This is a genomic window from Thermosynechococcus sp. (genome assembly GCF_046299655.1).
Lineage (GTDB): Bacteria > Cyanobacteriota > Cyanobacteriia > Thermosynechococcales > Thermosynechococcaceae > Thermosynechococcus.
In genome coordinates, this window is the sequence record NZ_JBKBHZ010000002.1 from 98,072 (window position 1) to 113,960 (window position 15,889).

Here is a 15,889-nt window from a genome sequence, read left to right on the forward strand (position 1 = left end):
TCAATTTTCTGCCCCCGCGAACCCGATCGCCCCTTTCGGAAATTCAACCCTTTGCGTTATGATAAGAAACTACGCGGATGTGGCGGAATTGGTATACGCGCACGTTTGAGGGGCGTGTGGCTTTGCCTTGCGAGTTCGAGTCTCGCCATCCGCATTGCTTTTATAGGCTTTTATAGGTGAATGGCGATCGCCCCCTAAGAAGCGGGAAATACAAAGGGCAAAGAGAATAGCTAAGCCACTCAGACTCAAGCTCACCCTTGGCGGCATTTTGAGGATAAAGTTAAAGAGGTCAAAGGTCACAAACAGCAAGCAGCCCGCTAAAAATTTTTCTGTGTTGTTATGGATGCATGTCCTTGAGCGAATCAGCACTTGACTGTCTCCACCTCTCGGGAATTCGCTACTACGGCTATACGGGTGCCCTCCCAGAGGAACAAGTTCTTGGCCAGTGGTTTGAGATTGATATTCAGCTCTGGTTTGATATGGCACAAGCGGCGGCCAGCGATCGCCTTGAGGATACCCTTGACTATCGCCCTCTTTTGCAGGCCATTGAGCAGTTAATGCAGCAGCAGCGCTTTCAGCTCCTTGAGACCCTCGCAGCAGCGATTATGAACCTCTGCCTAGCTCCCCCCCAAGTGCAGCGAGCCGCTGTGCGAGTTACAAAGCTTGCTCCGCCGGTGCCCAACTTTACGGGTCAAATTAGTGTCGAAATGGTACGCTCCCATGCCAAATCGCCTTAGCCAGTGTCACAGCCTCTATCTGCGCAAGCACGCCGAAAACCCCATTGACTGGTGGCCGTGGTGCGAGGAAGCCCTCGCCAAGGCGGCAGCAGAGGATCGAGTGATTTTCCTTTCAATTGGCTATTCCAGTTGCCACTGGTGCACCGTGATGGAGGGGGAAGCCTTCTCAGATCCGCAGATTGCCGCCTATCTCAATGCCTATTTCCTGCCGATTAAGGTGGATCGCGAGGAGCGACCCGATATTGACAGCATCTATATGCAGGCCTTGCAACTGATGACGGGTCAAGGGGGCTGGCCGCTAAATATCTTTCTCACCCCTCAGGATCGCCGTCCCTTTTATGGCGGTACCTACTTCCCCGTGCAACCGCGCTATGGTCGTCCGGGGTTTTTGCAGGTGTTGCAGGCGGTGCGTCGCTTCTATGACCAAGAAAAGGAAAAGCTCGCTGCCCAACAGGCTACCCTCTGGCAATATCTCGCCCCCCCCGCTGAAATGGGAGAGGCCATCCCCCTGACAGAAGACCTCCTAAGGGCAGGGATTCGCCACGTCACCCCCCTGTTGCGGGATCGCTCCCACGGCACCTGCTTCCCCATGATGCCCTATGCCCAAATGTTGCTCCAGGGACTAGCTTTCAGTCCCAATCCCCCAGAACTGTTGCACCTGTGCTGCCTGCGGGGACACAACCTCTTGCAGGGGGGTATCTATGACCATGTGGGTGGGGGTTGGCATCGCTACACTGTGGATGCGCAGTGGACAGTGCCCCACTTTGAAAAAATGCTCTATGACAATGGCCAAATTGTGACCTATTTGGCGCGGCTGTGGCAACAGGGCGATCGCTCCCCCCAGATTCCCGCGGCCATTGCCCAAACCATTCAATGGCTAGATCGCGAAATGACCGCCCCGGAGGGTTACTTCTATGCGGCGCAGGATGCCGATAGCTTTGTCAATGCCAATGATTCTGAACCCGAAGAGGGCGCTTTTTATTGCTGGCAATATGCAGAGCTAGAGCAGACCCTAACCCCAACGGAATTGGCACAACTGCAAGCCCACTTTGACATCTCTGCCAATGGCAACTTTGAGGGCAAAATCGTCCTCAAGCAGATCCGTCCCCCTGCAGACCCTGCCGCGTTAAAACCAATTCTGCGCAAACTCTTTGCCCGCCGCTATGGTGCTGATACGCCCATGGATCAGCCCTTTCCTGTGGCCACTGATAATGCAACTGCAAAAGGGCGGTCTTGGCCGGCACGGATTCCCCCCGTCACCGATACAAAAATGATTTTGGCTTGGAATAGCCTGATGATTACTGGCTTAGCCACGGCAGCCCAAGTCTGGCGAGAGCACACCTACTGGCAGCGAGCAGCTAAAGCGGCGCAATGGCTTCATGCGCATCAATATCAACAGGGCAAACTCTACCGCCTCAACTATGGGGGCACCGTGGCCGAAGTGGCCCAGGCTGAGGATTATGCCTACTGGATTCAAGCCCTGCTTGCCCTGCATCAAGCTAGTTTAGCGGTGGGAGAGGCGGCGCAGCCATGGTTAGAGTTGGCCTGTGAGTATCAAGCCCTTTTTGATCAGGAATTGGCGGCAACAGGAGGCGGCTATTACAATGCACCCGAGCGACCCGACTTGATTGTGCGCCAGCGGGAAGGGCTGGATAATGCGACACCTTCGGCCAATGGGGTGGCGATCGCCAACTTGGTGCAACTCTTTTTGCTTACGGAGAATCCCGCCTACCTCGAACAGGCGGAAAAGGGACTGCGTTTCTTTAGCCAGTTGATGCAGGAGTCTCCCCAAAGTTGTCCCAGCCTTTTGGCGGCGTTGCAGTGGTATTTGCGTCCAGTGGGTGTCCAAGTGCGCCCTGCTCAGGTGGCAACCCTCTGGGATCGCTCCTTGCCAACGGCTGTCCTCAAGGTTCGCCATGACCTCGAACCGGTCGCCCTTGTCTGTGAAGGCTTGCGCTGCCGTGAACCGGCACTGACCCCTGCCCAACTGCAACAACAACTAGATGAGCTGTTTCCATCGGTGACCTATGGCTGAAGCGTTGCGTCGTACCCCCCTCTATCCCCTGCATCAAGGGGCACGGTTTACCCCCTTTGGCGAGTGGGAGATGCCCCTCCAGTACAGCAGCATTTTGCAAGAACACCAAGCGGTGCGGCAGCGGGTGGGGATGTTTGATATTTCCCACATGGGCAAGTTTCTGCTGCGCGGCTCTGCGGCGATCGCGGCACTACAAGAGCGAGTGCCCACCAATCTCAGTCGTCTCCAACCCGGCCAAGCAAAATACACTGTTCTCCTCAATGAGTCTGGGGGTATTGTGGATGATGTCATTCTCTACATTGGTGATGACCAAGTCCGCTGTATTGGGAATGCAGCCACCACTGCCAAGGACTGGGCATGGTTTCAGAAGTATTTACCCAGCGGTGTTGAGTTTATTGATGAGTCAGCGACACAGGTGCTGATTGCCCTCCAAGGCCCTGCCGCGACAGCGACCTTAACTTCCCTGTGCGATCGCCCCTTGGGGGAAATCAAGGCCTATCGCCACGCTCAGGTGAACCTACTCGGCCAGCCCGCTTGGATTGCCCGCACTGGCTACACAGGCGAAGATGGTTGGGAAATTCTTCTTCCCCCAGAATTGGGACAGCAGTTGTGGCAAACCCTGCTGGCATGCGGTGTCACTCCCTGTGGGCTAGGGGCGCGCGATACTTTGCGATTGGAGGCGGCCATGCTCCTCTACGGCCAAGACATGGATGAACAAACCACCCCCCTAGAGGCGGGACTTGATTGGCTGATTGATTGGCAGAAGCCCGATTTTGTGGGTCGTGCTGCCCTCTTGGCACAAAAGCAGCAGGGGATTGCGCGGCAGTTGGTGGGCTTAGAACTTCTGGGCAAAGGCATTGCTCGCCATGGCTACCCAATCTATGCGGGAGCACAGGTCGTGGGGGAAGTTACTAGTGGCACCTTATCTCCCACCTTAGGAAAGGCGATCGCTCTTGGCTATGTCTTTCCAGAGTTTGCCCATATGGGTCGTGAACTGGCGGTACAGGTGCGCGATCGCCAAGTCGCAGCAGTGGTGATTCCTCGCCCCTTCTATCGCCGCTCTCGGTAGCCGCTGCCATTCCGCTAAAATTTGATTCATCAGTGGTGACGCGCAACGAATGCTGGAAACTTGCCCTCGCTGTTCTGCCCGTTTAGGAAAGCCGCTGTCTTCTGGCCGTCAAGTGTGTAGTGCCTGTGGTTGGAGTACGGTGGTCATTGAGCGATCGCCCCCACCGCCCCCCACGGGATTGCCCCTGCTTTTAAGTCAGATCGGGCGGCTGATCAAGCGTTTTTGCCAGTATTTGGGGATGCAACTGCAACTACTGTGGCAATCGCTAAGCGCTCGTTCTCAGCAGCAACAACCGCGGCGCAACCTCTGGGAAAGCCTCGTCACCAAGCTCAAACACCTTGAGGAAAAAATTCCCACCGCTGATCCCAGCAAGGAGTGGCTCACTCCGGAAGAGGCCTTTCGACTCTTGGGCGGAAATCCAGACAACCCCAGCTCCAAGGTGAGTACCCTCGATGGCAGACGGCGGATTGGTTTCTCAGCCTTTCGGCGACTGGTGAATACCGCAGAATATGCAGATTTTGGCTTTCAATACTCTAGCGATCGCCACCTGAAAAATTTACCCTATTTGCGCCGTCTGCCTCGCCAACCCTAGGGCGATCGCAAGCCGAGAATAATCTGCCACTCCAACTCAGTAACGGGTTGGACTGAAAGACGGCAGCCCTTTTGCAGCAGCAGCATCGTCTCTAGGCCGGGCGTTTGCCGCAGTTCTGGTAGCGTAATTGGCGGTGAAAAATCGCGGCGGTACTGAATATCCACCATAAACCAGCGGGGATTCTCAGGAGTGCTTTTGGGATCAAAGTAGCGACTCTCGGGGTTCCAAGCAAAGTGGTCGGGATAGGCAGGCTTGACGACCTCGGCAATGCCCATGATTGCCGGTGGGTTGGCATTGCTGTGATAAAAGAGCACGCGATCGCCCACCTGCATGTGATCGCGGATAAAATTGCGGGCTTGGTAGTTGCGCACCCCTTCCCAACAGGTGGTTTGTTGTGGAGCTGCCTTCAAATCCTGCCAAGAAAAGACGCTTGGCTCCGACTTCAGTAACCAAATACCTGCCATCAAAGATTCCGCAATGGTTAAGTTGAGAGGTCTGCCGTGCCTAAACTACAGCGTAGCAAATCCGCCACCGTCGCACAGTAGGGGGTTAGCCCTAGAGCTTGAGGATTGAGCACCGTTTCATAGGTGAAGTTGCGATAGTTCAAGCAAAAGTAATCCCATGGCGACATTTGCACTCGAAATACTCGCACAAAGAAGTTAATCACCGGCAGTGTCAAGGGGATTTGCCCATAAATGGGCAGCTTGGCAGCGGCACACAACTGCGCCAACATCTCATTGACAGTAATAGGGGGATTGCCTAGAGCCACACGACGCGGTACCGGATACTCAGGATGCTGCAACAGGTAAAGAACGACTTGGGCAATATCGCGAGCATGCACAAAATGAAAACTAGCATCCGCACGGAAAAAGCGAGCCAACCACAGCCACTTGAGAACTTCGCGCAGGCTCTCCGTGATGAAAGAGGGACGCTTCCCATCGGCTCCGCCCCCAAACACCATTGTTGGAAACAGTTCAATCACGCGATCGCCCACCGGTAATTGCTCAATAGCATGGAGACACTGATACTTCGAGCGAATATAATCCGTTCCCAAGGTGCCTGCTTCCGGCAGCGGTTCCATCTGATGATTGAGGATACTTGCCGTTGAAAAATAAAAGACCCGCTGGCAGCGTTGGGGATCCAGTTGTTTGAGCAGGGCGCAGGTTTGCTCATAGTTGATGGCAAAGACATTGCTCCCTCCCCAAGCAGTTGCCGTTAGGATGGCAACATCGAGAGTGGGCAGTAGCGGTTCCAAGGGCGTCAAATCGATCAAATCCCCCTGAATCAGGTTCACCCCGGCTCTTTGATGGGGATTAATCTGCAACCGTGCTGGGTTCCGCACCAGCAAAAAGAGTTCGTGATCCGTCTCTTGGATCAGCGCCTCAGCGATGTACTGGCCAATGCAACCACTGGCACCCGTGATTAAGATGCGCATTAGCCCAAGGACTTCACCAGATCAAAGAGAAAACCCACATTCTCTTCAGGGGTTCCTTGGAGAACACCATGACCCAAGTTAAAGATATATTTGCCCTTGCGACCCGCCTCGATAATTGCTAGCGCCCGTTCCTTGAGCACCGGTTGGGGGGCAAAGAGCATGACCGGGTCTAAATTCCCCTGCAGACCGACACTGGCAGGAAACTGTTGGCGAATCGTGCCGATGTCCACTGTCCAATCAAGGCTGACAATATCTGCCCCGGTTGCTGCCATGCGATCTACTACTGCGGCACTGCCATTGATATAGAGGATGATTGGCACATCGGGATAGACAGCTTTGACCTGCTGAACTACCTGCTTTTGGTAAGGGAAGGCAAAGGTATCGTAGTCCTGACGACTCAGTTGACCCGCCCACGAATCAAACAGTTGCACCACCTGAGCACCACAGTCAATTTGATAGCACAGGTAGTCGGCAATGGCAGTGGCTAAATGGTTTAAGAACTTGTGGAGTAACTCTGGCTCACGGTAGGCCATCGTTTTGATTTCAATGTAGTCCTTGGAGCTTTTGCCCTCAATGGCATAGGCGGCAAGGGTCCAAGGGGCACCAGCAAATCCTAGCACTGTGGCGCGATCGCCCACCTCTTGGCGCAGGGTCGAAAGAATCGGACGAATAAAAGGACAGGCCGCCTCTGGTTCCAAGGAATGGAGTTGTTGCACCTGCTCAAGGGTGCGGATGGGCGGATCAATGATCGGCCCTTTACTCTCAACAATGTCAAAGGGAATCCCAATTCCCGGCAGGGGCGTGAGAATATCCGAAAAGAGAATCACACCGTCTGGGGCAAAGGCACGAAAGGGTTGGAGTGAAATTTCAATAGCCAGCTCAGGGATTTCCGATCGCTGGCGAAACGAGGGATAGCGATCGCGCAGGTCACGATAGACCTTCATGTAGCGTCCCGCTTGCCGCATCAACCAAATGGGGGGACGCTCAACACTTTCACCACGGGCAGCACGTAGGAGTAAAGGGGTGGTCATCCTAAAATGTGTAATTCCGATCGTTTTCAATGGCTCTGGAAGCGTCGCTCAGCAAGCCCTATTGAAGTCAGGCGTTGCCTGCGATTCACAGAGTTTAACCCTACAATCATACCCTAGGGGGCGATCGCTCTCACACCTCAGATGAGAATTCCCTTGCTTTACCACGCGCGGGGCTGAAACTGCGGGTCATTGAGAATCGCCACGCCATTCCCCGATTGTGCCAACACAAATAGACCCTGCCGATAGGCATAGCGAGCCACCTCAGGCGGCACAATTATCCCCGCCACTGCTCCTAAGAGTTTTGTGCCCCGATACTGATGAGCCAAACGGCGAAATTTGGCAATCCGCTCTAGGTGTTCATCGACATCACTTTGGCTAAGTTTGGTTTTCACCTCAACGAGAACCGCTTCATCGGTGTTAACGACCAATAGATCAATCTCTAGGCTTTCGTTCCCATCTTGGAGAATCACATCGCTGTAGAGTTGAGAAACGGCAATGCCCCGACTCTGAAATAAGCGCAGCACGGCTGGACGGACCTGCCATTCCACAAATTCCCCAAGACGATTGTCCAGCTTGCCAATTTGTTGGTTAAGTTGACGAGCTTCTTCTTGCAGTAAACGCTCCGTTTCTTGAAAGCGGCGTTCTGTTTCCTTTTGAGCTTCCAGTAGCTCCCCCAATAACCGCCAAACATCTTCAGCGGTGTATGCTTGTGTCATTTACGTATCATTTACGTAATTGATGATTGCCGACAGGCTGGGGTATTTCCCATACCATCATACCCTAGGGGGTCAGATACCTTTGCCCTACCGCGCGCGAAGCCAAAATTCCGCATCGTTGAAAAGTGCTACCCATTGACCGCATGGGACACTTTTTGCAGGAATTAGTGACCCCCTCTGCCTGATCAGCGCGAGAGATTGGGGTAGATCCGCAGCCGCCGATTCGGCTCTTCGCCAAAGCTACAGGAGGTCAACTGGTAGTGCTCAATGAGTTCATGTTGCATCCGCCGAATGTTGGCCGATCGCGGGAGTAGCTCCACTGCTTGCCCCTTGGGAATCACAATTTCCTCAACCGCTAGGCGCGCCTCCTCAAGGGCTTCCAACTCATCATCGCTGCCTGTCGGACTAAAGAGGGAGAGATCCGCTGATTCTGCTGGACTGGGGTCTTCAATGCCCAGCAAATGCCGTAGTCCCCGCACAATTTGCGCCATACTGTTAGTTTTAATGGCATGGACGGGTAGGTGGTGAACATGGGCAAGGTGCCGCAGCTTGCTTTCCCCCTTGAGATGGGAGCGGAGCGTCAAAATCACATCCGCTTGATCAATGTCCTTCGTGACAATAATGGGTAGGTTCAGGGTGCGAATGGCCTGTTCTAAGTGATGACGGCTGACAGCGTAAGGAAAGACATGGAGGGGCAGCTCTTCACCATTCGGCCCAACCGTGGGGGCATCTAATGTGGCTTCGAGCAGTTGGGCAAAATTTGCCCGCAGGGGTTCTTTATTGGCGTCAACAACGGGTAGCATCTGGCCGCTCTCGCGCCAGGAGGGACGCTGCGGCACAGATTTGACCTGCGATCGCTGGGGGGCAGCTTCAGGACGACTAATCACCACTGAGCCATCGGCAGCAACACTGCGAATTTCAGGGGCTGGTTGGCGACCTCGCAGCAGCAGATCCACACTAGCGGCTACATCGAGATGGACAACCCAGCGATCGCGCTCCAGCATTTCCACGGCGATTTGAAAGGTGGGAGGAGCTTTGCGTTCCAGAACACTCTTTTGGGTGCCCCGCCGCCGTGCTTCTTCATCCCCAAGGGTGACCGATTGAATGCCCCCCACCAAGTCCGCAAGGGTCGGGTTTTTTATCAAGTTCTCAATTTGATTGCCGTGGGCCGTGCCAATGAGTTGGACACCTCGCTCTGCAATGGTGCGTGCCGCTAGGGCTTCCAGTTCTGTGCCAATCTCATCAATGACAATCACTTGGGGCATGTGGTTTTCCACCGCCTCAATCATCACTTGGTGCTGAAGTTCTGGGCGTGCCACCTGCATGCGGCGTGCCTTGCCAATGGCGGGGTGGGGAATATCACCGTCGCCCGCAATTTCATTGGAGGTGTCAATAATCACTACCCGTTTGTGCAACTCATCCGCTAAGACGCGGGCAATTTCCCGTAGTGCCGTTGTTTTACCGACCCCCGGGCGCCCCAAGAGCAAAATGGACTGGCCACTTTCGACCAAGTCGCGAATCATGCCAATCGTGCCAAAGACGGCTCGCCCCACCCGGCAGGTCAAACCAATAATCGTCCCTTGGCGATTGCGCAGGGCACTAATGCGGTGCAGCGTACGCTCAATGCCGGCGCGATTGTCACCACTAAACTCGCCCACCCGATTCACGGCATATTGCAACATCTCACGGCTGACGGGAGTCTCGGCAAGGTATTGGGTGCTGTGGATAAACCGCGCTTCTGGCAATCGCCCTAAGTCCAGAACAATTTCTAAGAGTTCGTCTCGCTGCGGGTGATCGATAAGAGACTGCCCAAGGGGCGGCGGTAGGATGGCCAGTAGTTGATCGAGATCGTCAGTGACTTGGCGTTGTCCAGCAGTCAATTCAACCATAGGGTCCAGAGGGTGACGGGACAGATTTCAAAGGAGACACAAGGGTAGCTGCTTCGGCAACAGCCGCTGCAAGGACGTCAGGAACAGTTTGCCATGGTTGGTCGGCGATCGCGTGGAAAGGGGCAAGGCGTTTGCGAGCATAACTTCCATAGGCAACACCAGCAATTCCCTGTGGATTTAGCAATCCCATTGCCCTGAGTTTAGCAACCGTATGGCCATTTGTGCCGCCCGCTAACTGCACAAAGCCAGGTAAATTTGCGCCTAAAATGGCTTGGCCAAATTGGATTGTGGCTCGGGTTGCGCCATCGCCAATATCGCCACTCATGGGACGACCATCCGCCTGCCAAATGAGGGCGCATTCCAAAGGTTGAATCTGCCCATTGATCCAGCGCAAATAGTCAATCACTCCCTCCCCTTGGGGACAACTAATGGCCAGCACCTGCAAATAGCGCACCCAAGGACGGACTCGCTGCCAAAGCTCTTCAAAGGCACTGTAGCGCTGTGGTTGGGTATGAATTTCGAGGGCTTGAATTGTACCAGCGCTAATCAGGGGCGTGATCTGCTCAAACACTGCCGGTTGCTCATCGGCAATAATCAGTCCCCAAGGGCAGAGGGGTAAACAGCGGCCACAACCATAACAGCGATCGCGCACCACCCCCTGCACTGGTTCATCAAAGCGAATGGCGTCAACAGGGCAAATGCGTTCACAGGGGCGATCGCACGCTGGTGGACAGCAATTCGGATCAAACGTCGCCTTGCGAAAATGGGGATCCGCCCCATCGTTAATGCTCACCATGAGCAGGGGGCGAGTTGCACCGAGGCTCTCGGCAACCGTCAAAGCATCATTGGCGGCGTAAATCACAGCGGGGTCGGCGGCCACATCAATACAATCAGCCCCTGCCAACGCATAGGCCAATGTCAAGTTATAAATTTGGGCAACATCTTGGAAACTGGCACCGTTAATGAGTTTGAACCAACGATGTGCCGCTAAAGCCGCGAGGGGAGCAGCAAAATCAGCCATAGATATATTTTATGCGTTGTCAGGATTCACCGTCGTCGTGACTCATCATCCGTTGCAGGGCTTGGAGGCCTTTTTTAATTTGTCGAGAGACCGTGACCGCACTTAGACCCAAAAGTTCAGCGGTTTCTTTTTGACTGAGATCATGCAAAAAGACGAATTCCAGAATTTGACAGGTGCGGGCTTCCAGTTTTTGCAGACATTGCTGCAAACGAATGCGATCTTCTTCAGCCAGTTGAAAACTTTGGTACCGCTGATCGGGGACAATCTCCCCAAGAGAAACAGCCTCTTCTTCGCCCTCAAAGGTGGGGGCATCTAAGCTGACAGGGGTGGTGTGGTAGTTAGCAAATTTGGCTGCTTGCCATTCTTCAAGGGGGACATCGAGGGCTTGGGCAATTTCACTATCGGTGGGGGGGCGATGCAGTTGTTGGCGTAGCTCCTGAATCACTCGTTTTGCTTGGCTTTGCAGCATTTGCCAACGGCGGGGGACGCGAATTTGGGGACTTTTATCCCGCAGGTAGTGTTGAATCTCGCCGCGAATATAGGGAACGGCAAAGGAACTAAAGGCCACTCCTTTACTGGGGTCAAAGCGTTCAATGGCGTGAATGAGGCCAAGGGTGCCCACTTGCATGAGGTCGTCAAAGCTTTCTTGGCTGCACTGTACCCAGCGATGGGCTTCTTTGCGTACCAGTCCCATGTTCAACTCGACAAGGCGATTCCGCAATTCCGGTGCAGGGTTGTCTTGGTATGCCTGCAACAGCGAGAGGGTGGAATGTTTTAGGTCTGTATTGGCTGTCGTGCTAAACATAGGACACACAGTACCTTTAACCCCCCACGGCTTCAAAAGGAGCACATTAACGAACACACATAAAACGAACACACATAATCAATGAACACACACATATATGTGCTTTAGCTACTGAGTAATGGCTTAAATAGACAACTGCATGACTGGACTAAATATAAACTTCGGCTGTGGAAGCCTCTATTCTTACGATTCCACATTTAGTATGGCAAGGCATCCGCCGTTTCCCTGTGATCTCAACCACAAACTAGGTTAAATTTTACTAAATGCTGTTTCTTAAGTGTGCAGGCTACCAAGGCCGATCGCGCCCCAGAGGGTGGCTCCTAAGCCAATCCGATACCAGATAAAGACCCAAGTGGAATGGCGTTGCAGAAATCGCAGCAGCCAAGCGATCGCCAGATAGGAAAAGACCATACTCGAGAGTGTAGCAATTACAAGGGGAATAAACAGCGTCCCCTCATCAAAGACATCTTTGGCTTGCACAAGGGTGGCGATCGTCAGGGTGGGAATGCCCAACAGAAAGGAAAAGCGCGCTGCTGTTTGCCGCTCCAATCCCAAAAACAAAGCTGTGGTTAGGGTTGATCCTGACCGCGAAGCCCCCGGTAGCAGGGCAATCATCTGGCCACACCCCACCCAAAATCCATCGAGAACAGTAATGTCTTGGTACGTGCGCTTGCGTGAACCCCATTTTTCTGCAAGTCCCAAAAGAATGGCCATGGCGATCGCCATCGTGGCAATAATCTGAGGGCGATCCAGCTCTACTTTGGCGAATTTCAGAATCAGTCCAGCCGCTAGGGCAGGAATCGTGCCCACTGTGATACCCACCAACAGTTTCCATTCTTCCCGCTGCCAGTCCCGCTCTTGCCACGCTTGGGCAGCCCCTTGGAGAATTTGGCGAATGTCTTGCCAAAAGTAGCGAAAAACGGCAATCACACTCCCAAACTGCATCGCATCTAGGGCAGTTTTGTGCCAAACGCTTTTCCACCCCAAGAGGTCACTAAAGAGAATCAGGTGAGCCGTGCTGCTAATGGGTAAAAACTCAGTAATGCCTTGCACCAAGCCAAGGATGACTGCCTGTAGCCAAAGAACAATATCCACGTTTCTGCCTCACCTTTGCCACCTCACCATCTTGCCATGGGTCGGTGAACAGTCTATCCTCGCCAAGATTTTGTAATAGATTGTAGAAACATGCGCCTTACAAGGGCGCAGTCCTCTAAACACAGCAGCACTGTTTTGCCGTTTTGCCAATTTAGGCGTGTATGTCGGGTCACTTAGAAGCCGTTGAGCGGGAAATTTTAGGGTTACAGGGAATGCTATTGGCCGCGTTGGCGCAAATGCGTCAGCTTTATGATGTCTATCTGGAGATGCTCGCCCCCATTGCCCGTCAGCAGTTGATCACCGTCAGCTATCAGGTGTGTACCCAAGTCTTTCCAGAGCAATTTTTGACCCTAGAGGAGCCAGAGCGGCAGGAATTGCAGCGTCAGATTGTCGAACTGGCAACTGTCTTGGAAACCACTATTTTAGGCCTACAGCCCCGTCGCCAAGAAGACTCGACGGCAAAGCAAGGGGCGATGAATGGGGAGGAACCGTCAGAGGCAGACTCAGGCAAGGAACAGGAAACTCCCTCCCTAGCGGAGCAATTGAGCCAAGTCCTCTATCAGAGTTCACTCAAGATTAATCATTTGTTACAACGGGCAGCGATCTTACCCCCTGCTCCGATTGCGGTTATTTTAGAGATTGCCAGTAAGGCCGAAAATCGTCCCTTGGGCCGGATTCCCCATTTATTGACAATCATGCTGGATGAGCAGAAACTGCAAGGGGAGGGCGAAGAGGAGCAAAACACAACTGAGTCTCAACAGGAATCCTCTAGTCACCAGCCCATGGCCGCCATTTACCTGCAACTTGAGGAACTGGAGTTTCAACACCCCCCCCTTGCCAATCAGCGCAGTCAAATTCGCCAACTGGAAGCGCGTCTGGCCACTCTCCAGCAGCAACTGCACAAAAAACAGCGGCAATATCTGGTTCTCAAGGCCAGTCGGGCCTGGTGGCAAACTTGGAAAGCCAATGAGACTGCAGAGGCAACAGCGCCTATCCCCGAAGTTATGGATGGCGAGCAATAGGGAAGGAGGTTTGCAGTGTCCCTCGACTGGCCACGCCTGCAACGCGCCCTTGCCCTCGAAATGGAGCGGGGATTTTGCAACCTGCAGGGGAATACTTATCGGTTCAATGAGTATTTACACGAAGCGCTTACCCAAGCCCCCCTCCACCAACTGCCCCTTCAGGTGCGCGATCGCTGGCAGGAAACGGCAGCCGCCTATGCTCACTACAACGAGCTGTCCCCCCCTCAACGCCAGCATCTGGTCGTGAAAACACGTCAACTATTACAGGAGATCCACAAGCAACTCACCAGTCCACCCTCCTGCCCCCGTCCCCTTGATCCAGCGCTCAAAACAGTGCATGGGATTGGCGATCGCACAGCAGCTAAGCTGGAAAAATTAGGGCTTTATACGGTTGCGGATCTCATTTACTACTTCCCCCGCGATCACATTGACTATGCCCGCCAAGTCCCCATTGGACAACTCCAAGCCGGGGAGACAGTTACAATTGTAGGTAAGGTGCGCCGTTGCAACTGTTTTACCAGTCCGCGCAATGGCAAGCTGACCATCCTCGAAATTGTGCTGCAGGATGCCACGGGGCAAATTCGCCTCAGTCGCTTTTATGCCGGTGCCCACTATGCCCAACGCGGGTGGCAAGAGCAGCAAAAACGCCTCTATGCCCCCCAGACAGTGGTGGCCGCCTCTGGGCTTGTAAAACTGACAAAGTATGGCCTTACCCTTGAGGATCCGCAGTTAGAAGTCCTCGATCATGCGGGGGCAGAGATTGACTCTCTGACCATTGGCCGCATTGTGCCCGTCTATCCACTCACAGAGGGCGTTTCCCCCGATGTCATCCGCCGCGCGGTGAATCGCATTCTGCCTTTGGTGCAGGGCTATCCCGATCCCCTACCGCTGCCTCTGCGCCAACGTCACCGCCTCATTCCCCTAGACAGGGCGCTACAGTACATCCACTTTCCGCCCGATCAGACGCAACTGAGTCTAGCGCGGCGGCGACTGGTTTTTGATGAATTTTTCTATCTGCAATTGGGGTTACTCCAGCGCCGCCACCAGCAGCAGCAGCAAGCCAGTGTCCCCCTCAATCCCCAAGGCCAGCTCATCGCCCAATTTTACCAACGGTTGCCCTTTCAACTGACAGGGGCACAGCAGCGGGTAGTGGCGGAAATTTTGGCAGACTTGGAGCGCCCAATTCCCATGAACCGCCTTCTGCAAGGGGATGTGGGGTCAGGGAAAACCGTTGTGGCAGTGATTGCTCTCTTGGCAGCAGTGCAGTCTGGGTATCAAGGGGCACTGATGGCCCCCACGGAGGTTTTAGCAGAGCAACACTATCGCAAGCTTCTGGAATGGCTAACCCCCCTGCATGTGCCACTGGAATTGCTCACTGGATCCACACGCACAGCTAAGCGGCGCCAGATTCTGGAGCAGTTGGCCACGGGGGAGTTGCCAGTGCTGGTGGGTACCCATGCCCTAATCCAAGAGGGGGTGACGTTTCAGCGACTTGGCCTAGTGGTCATTGATGAGCAGCATCGCTTTGGGGTGATGCAACGGGCAAAGCTGCAAGCCAAGGGACTCCTACCCCACGTGCTGACCATGACGGCAACCCCCATTCCCCGCACGCTGGCGCTGACGCTGCATGGCGACCTAGATGTCAGTCAAATTGATGAGCTGCCCCCCGGTCGGCAGCCGATTCAAACCACTGTTTTGGGACGGGGCGATCGCCCCCATGCCTATGAGTTAATCCGCCGTGAAGTGGCGCAGGGGCGCCAAGCTTACATTGTCCTGCCCTTGGTGGAGGAATCGGAAAAACTCGATCTCAAATCTGCCATTGCCGAGCACCAGCGATTAAAAACGGAGATTTTTCCCAATTTTCGGGTGGGGCTGCTCCACGGCCGCATGGTCTCCCGCGACAAGGAAGCCACGATTCAGGCCTTTGCTAAGGGGGAGCTGGATATTCTTGTTACAACAACGGTCGTGGAGGTGGGAGTGGATGTGCCCAATGCCACGGTGATGCTTATTGAACATGCCGAACGCTTTGGCCTCTCCCAACTGCATCAACTGCGGGGGCGAGTGGGGCGGGGTGCCCAGCAGTCCTATTGTCTGCTCCTGAATAGTTCTCGCAATGATGCCGCTAAGCAACGGTTGAATGTGTTGGCGCAGTCTCAGGATGGCTTCTTTATTGCCGAGATGGATCTGCGGCTGCGCGGGCCGGGGGAGGTCTTGGGCACACGGCAATCGGGATTACCGGACTTTGCCTTGGCTAGCCTTGTAGAGGATCAGGATTGCCTAGAGGCGGCGCGATCGGCAGCAAGTGAACTCATCGCAAAAGATCCGGCCCTACGGGGCTATCCTCTGCTACAGGCAGTGCTCCAACAGCGGCGCGATCGCCTGCTAGAGGGCAGCATGAACTAGTCCGTCGCCTTTGGAGGAGATATGTTAAATTTAGTTAAG

At 54.2% G+C, this 15,889-nt stretch carries 14 protein-coding genes and 1 tRNA gene; 7 read left to right on the forward strand and 8 right to left on the reverse strand.

Translation table 11 applies throughout. The features are described from left to right. Nucleotides 1–73: 73 nt before the first annotated feature. The 5 genes from ACK4HN_RS02000 (at nt 74) to ACK4HN_RS02020 (ending at nt 4,433) form a co-directional block, all read left to right on the forward strand. Nucleotides 74–154: transfer RNA gene (locus tag ACK4HN_RS02000), tRNA-Leu, on the forward strand. Nucleotides 155–347: 193 nt separating this feature from the next. Continuing rightward, nucleotides 348–737 (forward strand): dihydroneopterin aldolase, encoded by a 390-nt coding sequence (gene folB / locus ACK4HN_RS02005; RefSeq protein ID WP_409849178.1) that lies wholly within the window; start codon nt 348–350, stop codon nt 735–737. Then, nucleotides 721–2,772 carry a thioredoxin domain-containing protein gene (locus ACK4HN_RS02010; RefSeq protein ID WP_409868806.1) on the forward strand — a complete coding sequence of 684 codons (2,052 nt, stop codon included), beginning with the start codon at nt 721–723 and terminating at the stop codon, nt 2,770–2,772. Before folB ends, ACK4HN_RS02010 begins: the two co-directional genes overlap by 17 nt. After that, a complete protein-coding gene (gene gcvT, locus ACK4HN_RS02015; RefSeq protein ID WP_409868807.1) occupies nt 2,765–3,841 on the forward strand; it encodes a glycine cleavage system aminomethyltransferase GcvT in 1,077 nt (358 codons plus the stop codon). The genes ACK4HN_RS02010 and gcvT overlap by 8 nt, the downstream gene beginning before the upstream one ends. 49 nt (nt 3,842–3,890) lie before the next feature. Next, nucleotides 3,891–4,433, forward strand: a complete 543-nt coding sequence (locus ACK4HN_RS02020) for a hypothetical protein (protein WP_409868808.1) — start codon at nt 3,891–3,893, stop codon at nt 4,431–4,433. On the opposite strand, the gene ACK4HN_RS02025 is transcribed toward ACK4HN_RS02020, so the two are convergent. The 8 genes from ACK4HN_RS02025 to ACK4HN_RS02060 all read right to left on the reverse strand — a co-directional run bounded on the left by ACK4HN_RS02025 (nt 4,430) and on the right by ACK4HN_RS02060 (nt 12,425). After that, nucleotides 4,430–4,897: an EVE domain-containing protein gene (locus ACK4HN_RS02025; protein WP_409868809.1), complete on the reverse strand. Its 468-nt coding sequence runs from the start codon at nt 4,895–4,897 to the stop codon at nt 4,430–4,432. The two genes, ACK4HN_RS02020 and ACK4HN_RS02025, sit on opposite strands and share 4 nt — an antisense overlap. 17 nt (nt 4,898–4,914) lie before the next feature. Beyond that, nucleotides 4,915–5,868: an NAD-dependent epimerase/dehydratase family protein gene (locus ACK4HN_RS02030; RefSeq protein WP_409868810.1), complete on the reverse strand. Its 954-nt coding sequence runs from the start codon at nt 5,866–5,868 to the stop codon at nt 4,915–4,917. After that, complete coding sequence (gene hemE, locus ACK4HN_RS02035) at nt 5,868–6,899, reverse strand: uroporphyrinogen decarboxylase (protein ID WP_409868811.1); 1,032 nt, start codon at nt 6,897–6,899, stop codon at nt 5,868–5,870. The genes ACK4HN_RS02030 and hemE overlap by 1 nt, the downstream gene beginning before the upstream one ends. Before the next feature lie 158 nt (nt 6,900–7,057). After that, complete coding sequence (locus ACK4HN_RS02040; protein WP_409868812.1) at nt 7,058–7,615, reverse strand: hypothetical protein; 558 nt, start codon at nt 7,613–7,615, stop codon at nt 7,058–7,060. Between the two features lie 185 nt (nt 7,616–7,800). After that, entirely contained in the window at nt 7,801–9,504 is a 1,704-nt protein-coding gene (locus ACK4HN_RS02045) for a R3H domain-containing nucleic acid-binding protein (RefSeq protein WP_409877182.1), read from the reverse strand. Further along, the gene (locus ACK4HN_RS02050) at nt 9,497–10,525 is read right to left on the reverse strand and encodes an LdpA C-terminal domain-containing domain (RefSeq protein ID WP_409877183.1); all 1,029 of its coding nucleotides are present in this window, start codon (nt 10,523–10,525) and stop codon (nt 9,497–9,499) included. The genes ACK4HN_RS02045 and ACK4HN_RS02050 overlap by 8 nt, the downstream gene beginning before the upstream one ends. A gap of 19 nt (nt 10,526–10,544) precedes the next feature. Continuing rightward, nucleotides 10,545–11,330: an RNA polymerase sigma factor SigF gene (locus ACK4HN_RS02055; protein WP_409877185.1), complete on the reverse strand. Its 786-nt coding sequence runs from the start codon at nt 11,328–11,330 to the stop codon at nt 10,545–10,547. Between the two features lie 273 nt (nt 11,331–11,603). Continuing rightward, the gene (locus tag ACK4HN_RS02060) at nt 11,604–12,425 is read right to left on the reverse strand and encodes an undecaprenyl-diphosphate phosphatase (RefSeq protein WP_409877186.1); all 822 of its coding nucleotides are present in this window, start codon (nt 12,423–12,425) and stop codon (nt 11,604–11,606) included. A gap of 161 nt (nt 12,426–12,586) precedes the next feature. On the opposite strand from ACK4HN_RS02060, the gene ACK4HN_RS02065 reads away from it, so the two are divergent. Beyond that, complete coding sequence (locus ACK4HN_RS02065) at nt 12,587–13,447, forward strand: hypothetical protein (protein WP_409868867.1); 861 nt, start codon at nt 12,587–12,589, stop codon at nt 13,445–13,447. A gap of 15 nt (nt 13,448–13,462) precedes the next feature. After that, entirely contained in the window at nt 13,463–15,850 is a 2,388-nt protein-coding gene (gene recG, locus ACK4HN_RS02070) for an ATP-dependent DNA helicase RecG (protein WP_409868866.1), read from the forward strand. Nucleotides 15,851–15,889: the final 39 nt, after the last annotated feature.

What these genes read in the sequence shown, in the direction of transcription:
- folB (WP_409849178.1), top strand. Translation starts at nt 348, where the DNA reads ATGTCCTTGAGCGAATCAGCACTTGACTGTCTCCACCTCTCGGGAATT.
- ACK4HN_RS02010 (WP_409868806.1), top strand. Translation starts at nt 721, where the DNA reads ATGCCAAATCGCCTTAGCCAGTGTCACAGCCTCTATCTGCGCAAGCAC.
- gcvT (WP_409868807.1), top strand. Translation starts at nt 2,765, where the DNA reads ATGGCTGAAGCGTTGCGTCGTACCCCCCTCTATCCCCTGCATCAAGGG.
- ACK4HN_RS02020 (WP_409868808.1), top strand. Translation starts at nt 3,891, where the DNA reads ATGCTGGAAACTTGCCCTCGCTGTTCTGCCCGTTTAGGAAAGCCGCTG.
- ACK4HN_RS02025 (WP_409868809.1), bottom strand. Translation starts at nt 4,897, where the DNA reads ATGGCAGGTATTTGGTTACTGAAGTCGGAGCCAAGCGTCTTTTCTTGG.
- ACK4HN_RS02030 (WP_409868810.1), bottom strand. Translation starts at nt 5,868, where the DNA reads ATGCGCATCTTAATCACGGGTGCCAGTGGTTGCATTGGCCAGTACATC.
- hemE (WP_409868811.1), bottom strand. Translation starts at nt 6,899, where the DNA reads ATGACCACCCCTTTACTCCTACGTGCTGCCCGTGGTGAAAGTGTTGAG.
- ACK4HN_RS02040 (WP_409868812.1), bottom strand. Translation starts at nt 7,615, where the DNA reads ATGACACAAGCATACACCGCTGAAGATGTTTGGCGGTTATTGGGGGAG.
- ACK4HN_RS02045 (WP_409877182.1), bottom strand. Translation starts at nt 9,504, where the DNA reads ATGGTTGAATTGACTGCTGGACAACGCCAAGTCACTGACGATCTCGAT.
- ACK4HN_RS02050 (WP_409877183.1), bottom strand. Translation starts at nt 10,525, where the DNA reads ATGGCTGATTTTGCTGCTCCCCTCGCGGCTTTAGCGGCACATCGTTGG.
- ACK4HN_RS02055 (WP_409877185.1), bottom strand. Translation starts at nt 11,330, where the DNA reads ATGTTTAGCACGACAGCCAATACAGACCTAAAACATTCCACCCTCTCG.
- ACK4HN_RS02065 (WP_409868867.1), top strand. Translation starts at nt 12,587, where the DNA reads ATGTCGGGTCACTTAGAAGCCGTTGAGCGGGAAATTTTAGGGTTACAG.